This is a genomic window from Parabacteroides sp. KHUB-01 (assembly GCF_056640935.1).
The window spans coordinates 255,199-272,234 of record NZ_CM153256.1 but is presented as its reverse complement, the minus strand read 5'-3'; the positions used below and the strand labels follow the sequence as shown (position 1 = coordinate 272,234).

The window sequence follows — 17,036 nt, the reverse complement described above, 5'->3', positions numbered from 1 at the left end:
TGTAAGCAGTCCGCGAAGCGGCGGCTTACGGCAAGCGACGTAAGTCGCCGAGCCATTGTTAGCAAGGAGCGCAGCGGATTGCTAACAACGGTTTGCAGCTATACGCAGGCAGGGATTTTTACCACTAAGCTACCTACGATGAACTGAACTTTAAATTTACCACTTTCCTGTCTTACGAAGCACGAACCCCCTGCTTGCGTATAGGTGATGTTATGCGGTCGGCTTTCATTTTCTCTTCTTTCTCGTTAATTTGTCAAGCAAAGTTACTAAATTTGCAGTCAAGCAATTTCAATTTTTGAATTATGTATTTCAGCAGACCTTGGACTTCTATCTAAGTGATAGGCAGTCCTGAATAAATTCCAATCAATCTTTTAGGGCAAGACAATCAGTCTATGCTTTGTGTGTGCTGTCATTTTTTTTGATGGCATTGCTTTGTCGTAGTTGCTCTGTCGGGTAATACTGTCTATTCACTTCTCTGTGATTTGAATTCAAGGCTGAATTCAACTTGCAAATGCAACAGAATTCTGATTAATAATTTGTTTAAATTTTTCGTTTGGCGTGAGGTATCCAAGTCTTTTACGAGGTCGATTATTGAGTTTATTTTCAATCCACTTAATCTGTTTGTTGGTTACTTCACTAAAGTCCTTACCCTTTGGGATATACTGCCTGATAAGCCCGTTGGTGTTTTCATTGGCACCACGTTCCCATGAGTGGTATGGTTTGCAAAAATAGAATTTTATTTCCAATTTTTGCGCAATTTCCTCGTGCTTTGCAAACTCCTTTCCATTGTCAGCCGTAATTGTGTGTATTAAGTTTTTCACTTTCCGCAGTGCCCATACTGCAATCTTAGCTACCGGGATGGCTTCTTTTCCCGACAACTTGCGTATCCAGACCCTGCTTGTTGCTCTGTCGTTAATGGTAAGAATGGCACCTTTGTGGTTCTTACCAATAATTGTATCTATCTCTAAATCACCAAATCTCTCCTTCAGTTCCACTATCTCGGGACGCTCATCAATATCCACCCTGCCTGGGATAAATCCTCGCCCTGCATTTTTAGAACCACGTTTGGCATACCTGCGACCTTGTCTGCGAAGATATTTGTGCAGTTTGCCACCCCGCCGCTTATCCTCCCAAATCCAGCGATATATCGTTTCGTGAGATACCATCGCAATTCCCTCCAAGCGGCTCCTGCCGACAATCTGCTCCGGGCTGAATCCTTTCTTCAACAGCTTTATTATCCGTTTTCTCATTGCCGGTGTAAGCACTTCCTTGCGATGTTTTTGCTGCTTGCGCCTGTCTGCTTTTCGCTGGGCAAGCTCCATGCTATAGCTACCACTTCGGGCGTCGCAATTGCGCTTTATCTCCCTGTAAACAGTGCTTTTATCTACTCCGATAGCTTCCGCTATTGCTTTTTTGCTCATCGGTATTTGCAACATCATAGAAATTGCATACCTTTGTTCCTCGGTTATATGTTTGCTCATCTGCAACTTTTTTTTCTTTGGACGGACAATTAAAGCAAAGATAGCAAACTTTATCCATTCAGAGTGAGAGAAAGGGGGACATTGTCTCTCTTTCCTCTCTGAAAAATAAATGTTTTTATTGCTTATTATCCGCACCCAAAAAGTTGCATTTATAACCTCAAATCCGCAACTACGCGCCTATATGATACAGAAGCGAAAATAATCTGCATCGTTAGTAAAAAGGGGGCACAGTGCATCGAATGTCACCATAAAGACATATAAACGCCCCTTACCCCACCATGCGACTTGAGGCAATACGCAAAGTCACGACCATAAGTTGTCGGTGTTATCCAAAGTCATTCTGGAACACATCAGCATAAGCGTTGTTGCATGAATAGATATTCAGCACATACTGCCTTGATGTCCTGCCCCATTTGGCTGGCACAGAGATGAACTTGAAGACAAACGCCTTGATGCGGCTTGTTGCTTTGAGTCCGAACCTCTTCACGTCAAGCCTCGCCATGATGAATTTATAGAAGTTGCGTATGAGTGCCGTAAGCAGAAGAAACACCGTGTTTTCTCCCATGAAGGATTTTGGAAGCCTGTTCCAGCCGAATCCGTTATTCATTTCATCGAAGATGCGTTCCTTCCCTCCACGGAGGTTATAGAATTTGACAATCTCTTTCTCGGAAGACTCGTAGTCATTTGTAAGGATGCAGCGGTAGGTGTATTCGCCTTCCCACAGGTCAATCTCACCGTCAATTCGCTTCTGCCTTTGGATTACAAGACGGTATGCCCTCCCTTTCCATTTCTCAACAAGAATGGAGTTCAGTTCAAACTCAATGCCGCCCAGTTCCTCTCTCTTCCACCCTCTGAGTGCAAAGATGTCATCGTAGAGCGAACCGCAGCGGTTGGCGCGGATATAGAAAGTCATGCAATGCTTTCCGACCTCTTCCACAATTTCCTCTGAGCAGGATCCGCAATCTGCCCTGAAACGATTGACTGTCAATCCTTTCTGTTCAATCCTCTCAAAGAATCTCCTCAACGTGTCCTTCTGGTGGAAACGAACGTTAGTGTTGCCGTCGCTGTTCTCTATGCCGACAATCATGTCGCCAATGACAGCCACACCTGGACGGTACCCGAGAAACTTCTTGTATGTGGGTTTCGCATCAAACTTCTCAGCCTCTATGAACTGGTGGTCGAAGTCAACGTCATACCCCTCGCCCTCTTTCAGCTGCCCTGTGGACAATAGGCAATTGAGGAGCAGTGTATTCAGCATGTCTGCCGTGTTGAAGTCGTAGGTCTTGCCAGTGTCGGATGTGTAGGAAATGTTATCCTGGGTCAGTTCCTTTATGGCTCTGAGAATCGTGTCGGCACTGCATGTGCGAAATGTCGGATGAAGCGAGAGGTGGTACATCAGATGAGTGGTGACATCCTCTATGCATGAGCCGCCACAGAAATAAACGCTCATAAGCGAACGGATGATTTCGCTGTATTGATAACCATACAGCCTACATCTCATACCGAGGGTTGAGTCGATTACAGATGAGAGATTGGAGTCAAATTGCTCCATTATTGAAAAAATTCCTCCAAAAGGAGAGAGTTTCTCAGATTTTATTGCTACCTTTGCCATGTCTGTCGGGTTTGATACATATTTTGATTTGCAACACTAAGATAGGTGAAAAATCTGACATGGCAAAATCCTGAGCAACTTTTTGTTGCTCAGGTACTTATAAAATAAGTTAAACTAAAATGCTGCGGAATTTAGGATATCTTGAAGAAGAACGTAATGAACAAATTAGAAAAGAAAATGAGAGACGATTCCAACAAGAGCAACAAAGGATAAACAATCAACGTCTTCATGAGATTAATGAACGTAATCGCATTGCTTTAGAACGGGAAAATGCGAGGAGAAGAGCAGAGGAAAAAAGAAAAGCGGAACAAAAGCGAAAAGAAACCAGTCGCACAAACACAAATGTTCCTCCGTCGCAACCGAAGAATAATCGTTGGTCAATAGGCTCTAATCCAACTCTTCTTCCACGAGCAACCTCATCAAAAACAGCAACTACAAAAACAAACTCATCTAATAAAACCGATGGAAAAGAGGGAAAGTAAGTAATCTTATTGCAAAATGAATTGTATATGCAGTCAATCGCCAGTCGGTTGGCTGCATTTTTTCTGTGTGCAAGGATGGTCTATTCGCCACCGATGGAGGGGCGGTTAGCACCGCTCGCCTCCAGATAGTCGTTTACTGCGTCACGCATGGTGAACTCTCTCATGCCTGTCTTTGCCCAGTAGATAAGGGCATCAACAGCGGCTTTTCTTGCCTTGCTGTATTCGTTGTCTGTCATGATTCTGATGTTTTGAGTTTTCTAAAAAAGTGTGATGCATATCCAAATGGTGATTTCAACAAAGATGATAGACCAACTTAGGAAAGCCAAGCCGAACATCCAGGCATAGGTGCTACCGTTGAAGTATGCACCCTCCTCGATATTGCGGATTCGTTTAAGCTCTTTCTGCTGGTGAGTGAACAGGTCGTTTATCCGCTTCTCATGCTCGTCAAGGGCTTGCTTGAAAGCAGAAATGGCGGTGTTGTTCCGCTTATCCAACTGGGCAACTCCTTCATCGTTGATGCCGACTTTGAGGTTGCTCTGCTCTGCCTTGACTATGGCATGGCATATACTATCCACGATGTTGTCCGTGCTCCTGTGGGCAGCCATAAGTGCCACTTTCGTTGATTCCAACCTCCGATAGGCATTGCCCAGTTCCTCCTTTGCCTCATAGAGTGCTTTCTTGGCTGATTCAATCTCTTTCAGGGTCACTTTGATTTCTTCCTTGCCACTCTCGATGTTCTCGTCCTCCTGCATCTGATTGTACAGGTTAAGCACATCCTGTGTGGCATCTTTCTTGTTTCTTCCCATACCGTTCTTGTTTGAAAAGTTATCGTTTCATGCCTCTCTTTATCGGCTTGCAGAGTGTGTTTGCTTGCATTGCGCAACGTCTTGCCCATTCACGGTCATCATCGTCCTTATCACGTCCCCAGCCACTGCCAGGACTGCCACCGCCACCACATGACTCAGACATCGATGTGGCAGCATCAAGGTAGTTCATGAAGAGCAGCATGGCTACATTCAGAATGTCAGTGTGGCTTGCGGATCCATTCTCGGGAACTTCGATACAACTGTTCATCGTGTCGTAAGCAGTTCTCGGCATGACTATGCTGAAACGCTCACCATCGACTTCAATAATCTTTCTCAATCCGGCAGGAAGGTCAGGTTTGGCAACATTGCTTGTACGAGACAGACCACCTTGCGATGCCGTATTTCTGCTGTCCAATGTGGTAGCGTTTGAAACAGAAGGAGAAGGTCTTTGACCAACTGCAACAGGTGTTGGCTGAGGGTGCAGCTTGCGGAAGGTATTCCCGATTTTCGATGCGGTGAGATTCCTTCCTACACCCAGTTCGGAAGCCTTGATGGTAGTTTTTCCGAACTTGAAGCGGTAGCCATGCACCCTGCCTTGACCATTCTTGTCACGGATAAGCTCGATGTCATATCCCTTTGCCCTCAATCGGTCGGCATATTCATCCCAATCAAAGAACGGCATTGAACGCAGCACATCCATACAGGCTTTGGTCACCTCTGCAATGCGTTCCTGACGAATATCCATGGCATCCTTCCAACCATGACGCTGATTGATGGCTTTCGCAGCCATCACGGCACGCTCACCGATGAACTTCACATCATTGAGATTACCGTCCATGTCGATGCGGTTCACCACCAGATGCAGGTGGGGAATGCCACTCTTGGAGTCACGGTGAAGGGCGGCAAAATATTGGGAGTTGGCTATGTTGGTCGGCTTGACCGAAGTTGCAGCCTTGCCTTTCTTCTTGCCGATGTGGTTCACCTTGGAGATACCATCCATCTCACGAATGAACTCGTCAAGGAATCTTCTCCAGTCCTCCATAGTCCAGTTACGTGCCTCCTCCTCAGATGGGGAAAGCTCAAAGCGGATGGACGTCAGTTCGATGGGCTTCTTGGCATACCTCTGCTTGAACATGGACTGATGCAGCACCATCTCGTCCCACATGCCCATCGGCGGCAGACCCTCGCTGAGATGGTTGGTCTTGACGATGTCCGCGCGATTGTTTTTGGTTGCGTAATTGGTCATTGCCTGACCATGCTGAATTGCTGACGCTTTTGCTATCATAACATATCCAAGAATTTGTCTCTAATGCGGCTCAATTCCTCTATCAGGGTGTTGATGCCTTGAAGCCAACGTTCCATGAAGTCGGCTCTCTTGAAGAGTTTTAGTCTCTCGGTCTGTGGCAGGGCATGAAGCGCATTGCGCACATAAACCAGTTCAGACCTTGCCCCGATTAAGCCCTTCAAGGCTTCCTCCTGCTCTGCGGTCATGGGTAGGGATGGCTTGTGTCCGATGCCTAAGTCATGAAGATATGTGCTCTTGCTCCTGCCTGACAGTCGGGCATTATGTACTACCAAGTCGTAGTGTTCTTCTGTGAAACGAACGTCAATGTGTCTGGTCTTCGGAGGTCTCTTCCTTGAGGTTTTCTCCGTGTTGTTATTCTTGTCTTTTGTCATTGTAGATGGGGTTTATAAAGTTTATACTTGATATAACAGGACAGCCAATGTGAGCCTGCGAACATTCAAGAATGCCAGTAGGAAGCGGTGGGCGAAGCGAAACCGTCTGACACTGGTACTTCTTGTTTAGACCTCCGAAAAAAAACTACGGCTAATAGAGGTAGCGGCTTCTGGATAGCTTGCCTGTCGGGAACGTCAATAGTCGAAATAAGGGAAAAGTAGAGATGACATCATGAGTGACTTGGGGTGATATGCGCGCCATGTCTCTCCGTGTGATCCTCGCATCGTCCTTCATGGGGCGGTGGCTGCAAGAGGTTGCCCTCGTCATCATAGACAGGAGACGGCAGCAACTCAATGGGTGATGCCCCTTCTCCTTGATTGCAGTCATCTTCTGACGGCTGTCCAACCTCATACTCAAAATGGTCATCACCTTCCTTTTCCCTTTGTTTGAAGTCTTGTGGTATCGGAGAAGGATCTGAAAGTCCATCCCCGATAACATGAGAATTAACGAAAGGGGAAGAGGTATTATAAGAGGCAGGAACATGGGGCTGCAGAATGTCAGTAGTGGCAGGATTGACGCTGCTGTCTTTCTGCTGACCTATGCCATTGGAAAGATTGCCTTCCGAAGAGCAAGCGGTATCGGATGGGACATTGGACACCGATTCCTCTTGGGTGGCGGAAGTCACGGATTGACGGTTGTAGAAGGGGTTCTTGATGGCTTCCTTGATGCCGTCAACGTACCAGAAGGCGATGCATAGTATCGTATGTATGGAGGTGCGGTTGTTCCTCTCGGTTGAGAGGATGCCCACCTGATTGAACAGTTCCACCACCTTTGCCGCTGTCTTGCGGTCACACTTCCAAAGGGCAGACAGCTCAACGGTAGAGATGGCAAACTGCCCGATGGAGAGAGAAGCGGAGAAGCCTGTCTTCAGATAAACACTTGGCTTGGTGGATGCCATTGATACAAAAGTGCCGAAGGCGGTCATGCGGTGGAAGCCCTGCCTGTCATCCTTCAAGAAATCGAGCTGTTCCTTGGTCAGCAGGATTCCGTATTTTATGCTTTGGTTACTCATCTTGAAAAACTGATTATTAGTGAAACGGATTACTCAGCAAAGAAAGAATGAATAGTTTCTCTTTCCCCTTTCGTAAAAAGTAGATTACATGATTCTCTTATCCGTCATGCCATTCTTCCCCATCAGGATTTTTCTCGCCCTTGACCCTCTTCATGGAGGCAGGCTTGTTCTTCTTGCTTTTCTGCAACATTGCCAGATGAGCCTCGAAGTCTGCCTGTTCCTCCTGGGTCGATTCGTAAGGCTTGTCCCATGAGCCACCTGCCTCAATCCATTTTATCAGCTGGTCTTTGAAGAAGTAGAGCGTGTTCCCTCTCTTGTAGAAAGGAATGCGCCTTTCAGATGTGTAAGCATAAAGCGATGAGACTTTCTTTCGGACGAAGGCACTTGCCTCTCTGATGTCCATAAGAACATGGTCATTCTCGCTCGGAGCATTGCCTATTCTCTGACCAATGTCATCAAGACGAGTCATCATCGTATTGACCTTTGTCAGAAGTTCGCCAACTGCACTGGGCAGTTGGTCGAACGATAATGATTTGTTTTCTTCCATTTGTTATCCTGATTATGTTTTTCACTTATGTCTGGTCACTCTCTTCCTTTGTTGGTATTTTGAGCGAGATACGTTCTGCCGCATCACGTTTGAGTTCGTCCACCACATCGGCATACACCTGAGTAGTGGCAAGATTGCTATGGGTAAGCAGCTTGCTCACGGTGTAGATGTCCGTTCCCTCTGCCAACTGCAAGGTGGCAAAGGTATGACGGAAGCAGTGGAAGGTGATGTGTTTCTCGATGCCGGAAGCCTTTATCCACGGTTTGAGATACAATGCCACTGTACTGTTCGTGAGATTCTTGAACACCTGTCCAGTGCTTCGCTCGCCACAGAGCTGCAAAGCCTCTTCGCTGATAGGCAGGATTGCAGCGGTGGAAGTCTTCTTTGTGATAATGTCCATTCCCCAGCCGCCATCAGCCAACTTGACGATATTCTCCCACTGGAGTCTGATGCAGTCAGAAAGGCGAAGACCTGTAAGGCAGGAGAAGAGACCTGCACGGCGAAGGACATCACTCTTGCAAGGAGTCTGAGACAACTGCAACAACTCTTCCTTGGTGAGGAACTGCCGCTTGTTGCCATGAGCCTTGGCACGCACAAGTTTCTTGGCGATATTCTCTTTGAGCAGTCCGTCCTCGTATGCGATGGCAAGGATGCACTTCAACTTGGTAAGGTTGTTGTTGGCTGTTGTTCCCATCATGCGCTTGCCGTTGTGCATACAGGCATCCGACAACAGGTAGTCGAGGAATCCCTGGCAGTACGGAACGGTAAGGTCGCAGAAGCGGCACTCGCCATGCGTGTAATTGTGGAAGTGCATGTAGGCGGTTGCCCAGTTCTGGCTGCTGCCACGCTCAATCATGAGGTTCTTGAAATATTCCAAGAAGCTCTCCTTGCCCTTGTTGCGGTCGAGGAAGCCATACTCCTCATTGATGATGGACTCAGTCCTGCGGCACTTGATGATTTCCGCTTTCTGAATCATACTTTTGTTGTACTCCTGCTGAAAGCGTTCAACAGGGTTGGTGTAGATGTAAAGACCAAGGTACTCCCTGCGTGAGAGCTTGCCTGTCTTCGGGTTGCGGATTGGAGGATAGAAATCCAGATAGAGGGAAGTCTGTCCGTTCTTGATAGGTCGTTTCCGCACGGTGACCTTTGTACAAATGTTCGTCATATTGTTATTCTTTTATTATTCTTACCGATGTGTATCTGTGGATGCGAATAGCCATGGTCGCAACGCTTTAACTCTCAAATCCGATGCAAAGTTAGATTGCCGTGAAAAGAGAAAAGCAAAGATGGCTTCAAATACAGCCAGAATTTAACCTGAATTTGCTTTTGAGTATGATTTTACGCTCAAAATCAGACTAAAAGCAGGTATTGGATGCGTTTTTTGTCTTATATCCGTTACTCTGCGTTGTGGGTTTGTTTCGACCGACATGGATGGGTGCTGCATAGCAATTGCAACGGCATGGGTCGTATATGAGTTTGTTTGAACCATCTCTTGACTTGTGTCTCACTTCCGTTTTGCCTTGGTCGTAGTACTGCTTTTCTCTGCCTTCTTGCGTGCAGCCTCCCAGTCTGCTTTCAGATAGTAGTTGGCTCTTCCGCCTTTGAACTTTCGGATTCTCACTCCATGGGTCTCCGCAAATCTGCGTACCTGTGTCTTGCCTAATCCGTAGAGTTTCATGATGTCGAAGCAGGTGTACCAGTCATCGGAAATGTTCTTACCCTGTTCTTCATTATAAAGCCCGATAACCCTTTCCACGTCTTCTTTCTTGAAGCAGGTCGTTCCCCATGCGTGAACTGACTGGAGTTGGTAACGATTGCGGACTTCATAGAATCTTCCATACTTGATATTAAAGGTGCTCAACACCTCTGCCATTGTGTAATGGGTGTCGTGGGTTACTCCATCAGGTGCTCTTTCACCAGCCCTGGGAGTCTTGCGACACTTTGCCAACTTGTTGACTGAGCCAGTCTCGGCATCTTTTAGCCTCTGTGCTTTCTTGGACGTTGCTCCTTCTAACGATAGGGAAGAAGGGAGAACCACCTGATAACCTTGTCCCTTGGCTATTTCAAGAAGGTCTTGCAAATAGATCCTGGTCATGCGTGTACCGAAATTTACGGCTCTTAGCCTGCCTTGACGAATAAGACTGCGTACTGTCTTGACGCTGATGCTTACTGCCTGCGCTGTTTCCTCTACGGACATCAGCACGATTGGAATGCGAGTTGTAGTATTCATTTTTACCGTTATTTTTGAATTTTGCAGTGACTCATGGGGGATGGTCCTTGACGGAAACTTTTAAGAGGAAACAAGGGGAAATAAGAGGAAATAAGAACCCTCATTAAGAACCGTGTGTCCCTCTGCCCATGGTACAACCGTGGTACAAAATTACTATAAACGGATGAAACTCGCAATAGGCGGTTGGAGCGTTATGTTAATGAATATGTATTGAAAATGAGCTATTTATGACGTTTCTCTAAGTTTTGTTTGGAGTTCTTTTCGATGCGTTTTAGTCCATATGGAAAGATTTACCGCTTCCAGATGGTCCCAAACAAAAGAAGTTTGAGTTGTCTGTAAGTTTGTTTGCTCCTTCTTTACCTGTAATATCAATAGCCACAGGAACTCCTTGTCTGTCTGTGTAATAGATTCTTAGCGGAGTGTTTTCACTATGTTGTATATGCTCCTTATACATCAGACATGCCGCTGCATCTCCGAGAGTTAGGAATCTGTCATATTCTTCATTCATTGTATAACAGTTACCTGGGAACGACCCTACGAACAACTCCAATTGATTGTAGGCTTGTTTGGATATATGGATACCCAAACGGCTGAAACTATTTTCCAAGTGGTTGGTACACTTTTGAATATCAGTATCTTCAGGCACAGAGACAATTAAGTTGAAATGAGTGTATGTCAACTGTTTGTTCTCACGAGCTACAACCTCTTGGACTTTCTTAATGTCTTCAACCGCCATTTGATTACTAGGGTTAGGAATACTAGCATGGCGGTTTTTCTTCTTGTCGAGCATCGATAGTTCTCTCTTCTGATTTGGGAGATATACTATCTGATTATAGATGACTGTATCTGCATGAGGTATGCTGTCAATCACTGATAATAGATCAACTGGCATACTGACATTATTTACCTCGATATTGGTATATGGTCGGATAATAGAGGGTAGATTTGTATGATCAACATCGATAAGGCTATAAACCTTTGCTGTTCTACCACCCATTGAGATAGTCTCGCCATCAACTTTGTAGTTTGACATAGAGATAATCTTATCCTTAAAGTTCATTGCAAAATATCTGTCGACATACTCACTAGCCTCTGTTTTAGACAAGTAACGGACACGAAGTCCTGCATCTCTGAGCTGGTCATGTACTTTACGTACTTTTACAAGGAACTCTTTCCACTTCTTATTGTCATATGAGAATATACGACTTCCTTTAGATTCCTGTGTTATTGTCAAATAACAAGTACTTTCGGTGTAGTTACGTCCATTGAAATACTTGAAGTATGATTCTGATAGAAATTCGTGATTGATTCCGCTTTCGTCGTTGAATTGCTTCCTAACAAAGATGTCCTGTTTATGAATGGCATAGCCCTCACCAAGCGTCTGCATAATAGCTGTCAATGCCTGAGTGAACTCATAGTATGCATCTATGTTTGCCGAATATTTCTGTACTGGATTATCAACCTTAAGGATAGCAGAGTATTCTCCTTTCTTCGTATAGAGTACACCAATGCCATCATTGTCTTCAACAGAATAATAGATATCCTGGAAGATATGCTTGCGTTTACCTCCAGTACCGAATGCATATACAGAAATTGCCATTCCTATGCAGAGAGCTGTGAATATGAGTATGATATATAAAACCATCAGTTAGAAATAAATAGGGGTAGGTCAACTGTCTTGTCAACCTACCCACGTTCAACATTAAATTAGCCATGTATTAGCCATGGTTTCTTTCTTAAATCTTCTTTGAATAGGCATATATGTAGATGCCCTTTTTGTTCTGTTTCGTGTGTAGGCCTTTCCTTTGCTTTAATAAGATGAGTCCAATTCCAATTACTAATGCTGTAGCCAGAAATATCAGTCCTAATATAAACCCTACGATACAGTAGCCGATAATGAATCCTGCTATGGCTGCACCAATGGTTCCTGCCGCCCAGTAAATATATCTTCCTTGAATACCCATAAATTCAAGGGGTCTTTGCAACCCCTTGAAAATAGGGTAATCAGGATAGGACTCTTTTCTATCCTTACTCATGAAACCTTAGGTTTAGCCTCCAATGCCGAAGAAAAGAGGAAGAGCCTGAGCCGCAGCAATAAGGAAGATACAAGCACCAACGACCATCATGATCTTCTTCTTGACATCCTGTTCCTCGTTGTTCATGGCGATGTAAACCGAAATTGCACCCACTACGGCTACAACACCGGCAATTGCATAACACAACTTGACAACGATAGGAACATACTTAGCGATCTCCTCGGCTACAGTGGTCAGTGCTCCTGTACCTGCCGAATAGTCTCCAGCTGTAGTCTGAGCATAGACTGAGCCTACACCACACAACAACATAATGGCCAATGCCTTCAAGTTCTTAGAGGCTGCCATCTTCTTAAAAAAGCTTTTTACTTTCTGATACATAAGATTTTAATTAAAAGTGAAACAATAAGTTTATAACTACCAGATTCTATATCCAAAGAAAGCAGGGAAGACAATTGAAGCACTAATGATAAAGAGTATAGCTCCGACTAACATCATAATGGCTTTCTTTACACCGTCTTCGCCAATATTCATTTTTATTGTTATCTGAAGAGCTGATATGATACCAACTACTGTAGCCAATGCATAGCAGATGTATAAGACATAAAGCATCATTGTGACTACATAGTCGTGCATGGAGGCAAGAGCATCAGCACCCCAGCTATAATTAACACCTCCACATTTGGCATATACACTCATTGGTATTATGCCAAGCATCATGATAAGTAAGCATGGTTTTAATATGGTTAACTTCATAATTCATTGATTACCTTTTTCCAATCCAGCTCTGTATCATCATCAATATGACCTCCATTAATTAAGGCCAACTGTAGTTTTTCATCTGTGCAAGGATTTGACATAAATGACTCAACGGTATCCATAGTTTCATCTATCTGTGATTTAATCTCAGCAATTGGAGATGGACTATCAGTGGATGACTCTGGATTTTCATCGAGAGTTGGGGCATTCTCTTGTTCCAAATATTCGGTAGTGTAATCTTCCTCTCCAATGCTGAAACCTGAGTCGCTTTCTGACACCTGTACACCTTCATCAGGGTCATCTGTCACCGAAAACACCTCTACATCATTTTTACCGTCTTTCTTCTTTCCGTAAAGGTCCTGCATAATCATTACTGCAAAGTAGATGATGTATGCCACCGTGAGAGCAATTGCGAATATAAAGTATGAACTCATCTTTTGAAGTATGATATTTAATTATGATTAAAGTTTGATGCAAAGGAAAGGCTTAAATATGATTTATCGAAATAATCTTCTTAAAAACCGCTCTGAAAGGGGCTATTTTGTTTGAAATATTATAAATCATACTTTAATATCATACTTTGAGAAGGAAAAGGCCAATAAAAAAGGACGACCTTTTGAGTCGCCCTAAATCTAATGTTGATGCGTTTTATTTCTTTTTTCCTAATAAATAGTCGTTGAGATCCTTGTATTCCTGGTACCTTACAGACTCATCAAAGACTCTATGGTCATATAAACCTCTGATTGTCTCTACAGTCTTTTGTCCTGCTGTGTCATTATCCAAATAACAATGGATAGATGAGAATTTATCCAGTTCTTCGAGACACTTCTTCAAATTACCTATAGAGTTTAGAATCATATAATCTGTGGATGATTCTATACAGATGAATCTGTTGTCAACTTTTTCCAGTGTCAAATAGGAAAGGAAGTCCATAAATCCTTCAAATATACATATGTGTTCTTGTATTACACCATTGCACATATATACCATGGTTATATCCTTATTTTTGTAGCATCCTTTATAATAGGAATTTCTGATTTCATAACCACCTGAACGATTGGCGAAAGCAATACCAAAATATGCTCTCTGACGTAATTTGTAATGAATCTCATGACAATACTGTTTTGCCAAGTTGATGTCTACGAGACGAGATTTGACATACGACAACAATGCATAGTTGTTGAGAGGGATGACTTCTACATTCCTAAACATATCCTCGATAGGGGGAGGCTGTATGGTCGATGGCTTGATTCTGATAGAATCCGCACAGGGAACCTGATTGCTCAGTATAGATAGTACTTCACTAACGCTGCTTGTATTGAATAGGTACTTCCCAAGTAGGATAATATCACCTCCATCGGCCACACCAAAATCGTACCATTCATTCTTGTTGTTGTCAACCTTAAATGATGCGGTTCTCTCTGATCTGAATGGAGATTTGAACCAATATTGTCCACACTTTGATTTGGTAGGCTGATACCCTAATTGTTTAAGATATTCTACTATGCTTATTTGCTTTGCTTCAAGTATATTCATATCTATTCGGTTTAGTCCAACTTATATATATACCCAAACTAAACTAAACTGCTTCCTGAGCAGAGAGGTTCTTTATCAAATATGTATCCTTGTTCTTCTTTGATTAGAACGTTTATATTGGACAAGAACTTGCAGAGTTTGACAATAGTATTTCGTCCTCTTGCGTACCCAATGCTCGCATAACCAGTCTTTAAGGAATCCAACAATTCCTGATATCCCATACTTTGTTTGTCTTTGAAAGCACATTCCAAAGCCTCAAGATGCTGTTCATTGCTCATGTCTGCATATGAAGATATTTTCTCCTTAGTCTTTGTAAACTTATAGTTGTTTACCAACTGTGGCAATGCATCTTCATTGATTTCAAAAGCAAAAGGCTGAAATTCTTTATCTCTGATATGCACAGCTCTGACTTCACTGATATTGGGATTCTCTGCATTCTTGGAAACCTGCAATATGGTTTCTGCTTTATTATTAAGCTCTGTACCAATATGTCCTCGTGTATTGTCATCACCTTTATTCTGATGGAGTACAGTGTGAATATGCATTTCGTAATAACTAGACCATCTCATAAGCTCATTGATGATATTCAGAGATTCACCCGGTGAGTTGATGTCATGGATCAAGTCTCTGATACCATCTATTATAACCAACCCGATATTCTCTTCTTCTTGTAAAGCACAACTGATGATTTCTCGTCTTTGCTCAGGTGTGTATTCTCTGAGGACGAAGAATAGAATTCTGTCATCTTCCTTATCAATGGGCAAGCCGGCCAACTTCATAATCCTTTGCATGACCTTATGACAATGGCATTTGCTCTGCTCTGTGTCAACATAGAGGATGCGTTCATTACCTTGGGGCAGAATAGTCTTATACTTCAGTACCTCTTTCCCAGAGAGGGCAGATGCAACGAGTGCAGATACATTGAAAGTTTTCTTGCTCTTAGGCTTGCCTGTTGATGCACTAAAATTTCCCAATGTAGCTACCGTTGTTCCATTAACCTTAATAATCTCAGGAGGGAACTCGTATTTGTCAGTTACATTCAACCTTATATGTTTCAGGAGTAGTTTGTAATTGGTACCGTCAATTTTGGCACCATTCCTCATATCTATCAGTGATTTCATACTCTGTTCGATTTTCGTTGATGTTCTTTTGCTAGTTTATGGGCCTTAGTTGCAGCAATGGCATTGATATCATCTATTGAGCGTACTTGATGTCGGTTAATCCATTTGAGTAGGTCATCACGCTTAATGAAAATACTTTTACCATTTGGCTTATAGTAAGTAAGCTCTCTGTTTGAAGTAATCTTGTACACGGTGCTTTTACTTAAGCCCAGATATTTAGACGCTTCATCAATAGTATAAAACTCTTTGATGGTATATGCAATCTCAGAAATGGCTTTCATGTGCTTAAGCAATTCATGCAATCCGTTGAATTGCTCTAGATAGCTCTTAACTTCCATTATTTTCTCTTGAAACTGACCAATGTCATTTGTTTCAATCATCTCTTGAGCCCTCTTAAGTCTCTCGATGTACAGTTCTAGTTCACGTGGAGTCATAGGGATGCAGTATTTGAGTTAGACTTATCAAAAGCTCTAGCGACAACAGGATTTTGTTGTGCCCACTGTTTCAATTCGGCATGATTGAAGAATATCATACCACCATTGGGCTTATAATATGGAATGAGCTTGGCAGAGGTGAGTTTGTAAAGATAGCTAGGCGATATACCTAAAAACATGCAAGCTTCAGATGATGTGAGTACTTCTTTAAGTGTCCACATCTTATCGTCAATCTTATTGATCTCGGATTCTATTCTTTTATCAAGCTTTGTCAACATCGAATGAAGGTTCTGTACGCTTGATTCCAGATGTTGGATGGTTTGTGGGGAAATGGAATCCCTCATCTCTTGTCTTCTTTGTTTCATCTTTCTAATTTTTGAAGTGAATAAAAAAGGCTTTGCCCTCAGTAATAACCGGTTACGAGGGCAAAGCTACAGAGATGAGTTGGCTCACAAAATTGAGAATGTTGATTCTCTACATCATTCTCAACACGATTCTCAACATTTTTTTCTTCTTTTTTCTTACTTTTCTTCCTTTGACTTCTCAATAATCTTGTCTATCAAAGAAAGCAATTCACGTTCTTTGGGTGACGGAGGACGTTCTTTCAATCTATAGAGAGTTGACGAGTAATCGTGCTGTTCGAGGTATTTGCAACCAGAAGAACTGCGTACCATTTGGCGTTTAGCAAGGTCTACTTGCCATGTATTTACAAGTATACCATGTGAAGCCAATCTGTCAAAGAAAAGAACTACTCTTGTATTATTTGAAGAGCTAAGGCTTCTGATCTTCATTTCACCCATAAGAGCTTTGGCATCGCTTTCATCAATCTGTTCCTTAAACAGGTTGACTTTATTTGCTATATGTACGATAAGCTCTATATGTTTTTGGTTTGAAGGATTGATTACACTAAGAATACCAACTGGTCGTGCATTTGAGATTTCTTCAGTCGCAATCGGGCTTGACTTTCCTTGTGGAATGTCAAATCGATAAAACTCAACTATAAGTTGGTCTATATCATCTTCCGTAAATTGCGGTTTCGAGAGATAATTTCTAACCAATCCTTCGTGCTCAGTCAAGAGAGTCAATACTATATTGTAATTCTGCTCGTGACCGTTTTTACTCCATGCATCTTCATTGTCGTGATGCTTGATAGAATTTAGAAAGTCATTCATGAAGCGTTTATAACTTTTCTTCGATGAAATGACTTCTTCCTGAAAAAGTTCATGTGCTGTGCTGAGCAATTCA

General features: G+C 43.1%; 20 protein-coding genes and 1 pseudogene. 1 reads left to right on the top strand and 20 read right to left on the bottom strand.

The window, feature by feature from the left end; translation table 11 throughout:
- Window positions 1–500 precede the first annotated feature (500 nt).
- Window positions 501–1,481, bottom strand: a complete 981-nt coding sequence (locus ACYIAR_RS01215; RefSeq protein WP_005794072.1) for an IS30-like element IS4351 family transposase — start codon at window positions 1,479–1,481, stop codon at window positions 501–503.
- A gap of 325 nt (window positions 1,482–1,806) precedes the next feature.
- Window positions 1,807–3,093 (bottom strand): IS1380 family transposase, encoded by a 1,287-nt coding sequence (locus tag ACYIAR_RS01210; protein ID WP_048318236.1) that lies wholly within the window; start codon window positions 3,091–3,093, stop codon window positions 1,807–1,809.
- A gap of 119 nt (window positions 3,094–3,212) precedes the next feature.
- Between ACYIAR_RS01210 and ACYIAR_RS01205 the strand changes: the two genes are divergently transcribed.
- Window positions 3,213–3,575: a hypothetical protein gene (locus ACYIAR_RS01205; protein WP_053078087.1), complete on the top strand. Its 363-nt coding sequence runs from the start codon at window positions 3,213–3,215 to the stop codon at window positions 3,573–3,575.
- Between the two features lie 80 nt (window positions 3,576–3,655).
- On the opposite strand, the gene ACYIAR_RS01200 is transcribed toward ACYIAR_RS01205, so the two are convergent.
- The 18 genes and pseudogenes from ACYIAR_RS01200 to ACYIAR_RS01115 all read right to left on the bottom strand — a co-directional run bounded on the left by ACYIAR_RS01200 (window position 3,656) and on the right by ACYIAR_RS01115 (window position 16,963).
- Window positions 3,656–3,811 (bottom strand): hypothetical protein, encoded by a 156-nt coding sequence (locus ACYIAR_RS01200; RefSeq protein WP_153093198.1) that lies wholly within the window; start codon window positions 3,809–3,811, stop codon window positions 3,656–3,658.
- 21 nt (window positions 3,812–3,832) lie between these two features.
- Window positions 3,833–4,381 (bottom strand): hypothetical protein, encoded by a 549-nt coding sequence (locus ACYIAR_RS01195; protein WP_048317548.1) that lies wholly within the window; start codon window positions 4,379–4,381, stop codon window positions 3,833–3,835.
- A 19-nt stretch (window positions 4,382–4,400) separates the two neighbouring features.
- The gene (locus ACYIAR_RS01190; RefSeq protein WP_480331621.1) at window positions 4,401–5,423 is read right to left on the bottom strand and encodes a relaxase/mobilization nuclease domain-containing protein; all 1,023 of its coding nucleotides are present in this window, start codon (window positions 5,421–5,423) and stop codon (window positions 4,401–4,403) included.
- Between the two features lie 239 nt (window positions 5,424–5,662).
- Complete coding sequence (locus tag ACYIAR_RS01185; protein WP_048317552.1) at window positions 5,663–6,058, bottom strand: plasmid mobilization protein; 396 nt, start codon at window positions 6,056–6,058, stop codon at window positions 5,663–5,665.
- A gap of 230 nt (window positions 6,059–6,288) precedes the next feature.
- The gene (locus ACYIAR_RS01180) at window positions 6,289–7,131 is read right to left on the bottom strand and encodes a hypothetical protein (protein WP_048317554.1); all 843 of its coding nucleotides are present in this window, start codon (window positions 7,129–7,131) and stop codon (window positions 6,289–6,291) included.
- A 97-nt stretch (window positions 7,132–7,228) separates the two neighbouring features.
- Entirely contained in the window at window positions 7,229–7,678 is a 450-nt protein-coding gene (locus tag ACYIAR_RS01175) for a helix-turn-helix domain-containing protein (RefSeq protein WP_048317556.1), read from the bottom strand.
- Between the two features lie 25 nt (window positions 7,679–7,703).
- Window positions 7,704–8,843, bottom strand: coding sequence for a site-specific integrase (locus tag ACYIAR_RS01170; RefSeq protein WP_048317558.1), 1,140 nt, complete (start codon window positions 8,841–8,843; stop codon window positions 7,704–7,706).
- 339 nt (window positions 8,844–9,182) lie between these two features.
- Window positions 9,183–9,908, bottom strand: a complete 726-nt coding sequence (locus ACYIAR_RS01165; RefSeq protein ID WP_048317560.1) for a helix-turn-helix domain-containing protein — start codon at window positions 9,906–9,908, stop codon at window positions 9,183–9,185.
- Window positions 9,909–10,182: 274 nt separating this feature from the next.
- A pseudogene (locus ACYIAR_RS01160) lies at window positions 10,183–11,553 on the bottom strand (TraG/VirB4 family ATPase); the annotation flags it as partial.
- A 91-nt stretch (window positions 11,554–11,644) separates the two neighbouring features.
- Window positions 11,645–11,944 (bottom strand): DUF4133 domain-containing protein, encoded by a 300-nt coding sequence (locus ACYIAR_RS01155; RefSeq protein ID WP_074708021.1) that lies wholly within the window; start codon window positions 11,942–11,944, stop codon window positions 11,645–11,647.
- Window positions 11,945–11,956: 12 nt separating this feature from the next.
- Entirely contained in the window at window positions 11,957–12,322 is a 366-nt protein-coding gene (locus ACYIAR_RS01150) for a DUF4134 domain-containing protein (RefSeq protein WP_074708023.1), read from the bottom strand.
- 36 nt (window positions 12,323–12,358) lie between these two features.
- Entirely contained in the window at window positions 12,359–12,661 is a 303-nt protein-coding gene (locus ACYIAR_RS01145) for a DUF4134 domain-containing protein (protein WP_074708069.1), read from the bottom strand.
- Window positions 12,662–12,693: 32 nt separating this feature from the next.
- The gene (locus ACYIAR_RS01140) at window positions 12,694–13,134 is read right to left on the bottom strand and encodes a hypothetical protein (protein WP_413553315.1); all 441 of its coding nucleotides are present in this window, start codon (window positions 13,132–13,134) and stop codon (window positions 12,694–12,696) included.
- Between the two features lie 214 nt (window positions 13,135–13,348).
- On the bottom strand, window positions 13,349–14,236 hold the full coding sequence (locus ACYIAR_RS01135) for a toprim domain-containing protein (protein WP_074708025.1): 888 nt from the start codon (window positions 14,234–14,236) through the stop codon (window positions 13,349–13,351).
- A gap of 38 nt (window positions 14,237–14,274) precedes the next feature.
- Window positions 14,275–15,357 carry an AAA family ATPase gene (locus ACYIAR_RS01130; protein WP_480331616.1) on the bottom strand — a complete coding sequence of 361 codons (1,083 nt, stop codon included), beginning with the start codon at window positions 15,355–15,357 and terminating at the stop codon, window positions 14,275–14,277.
- Window positions 15,354–15,791, bottom strand: coding sequence for a helix-turn-helix domain-containing protein (locus ACYIAR_RS01125; protein WP_480331614.1), 438 nt, complete (start codon window positions 15,789–15,791; stop codon window positions 15,354–15,356). Before ACYIAR_RS01125 ends, ACYIAR_RS01130 begins: the two co-directional genes overlap by 4 nt.
- Window positions 15,788–16,156, bottom strand: a complete 369-nt coding sequence (locus tag ACYIAR_RS01120) for a helix-turn-helix domain-containing protein (protein ID WP_081354183.1) — start codon at window positions 16,154–16,156, stop codon at window positions 15,788–15,790. The genes ACYIAR_RS01125 and ACYIAR_RS01120 overlap by 4 nt, the downstream gene beginning before the upstream one ends.
- Window positions 16,157–16,312: 156 nt before the next feature.
- Window positions 16,313–16,963, bottom strand: coding sequence for a hypothetical protein (locus tag ACYIAR_RS01115; protein ID WP_480331612.1), 651 nt, complete (start codon window positions 16,961–16,963; stop codon window positions 16,313–16,315).
- Window positions 16,964–17,036 lie beyond the last annotated feature (73 nt).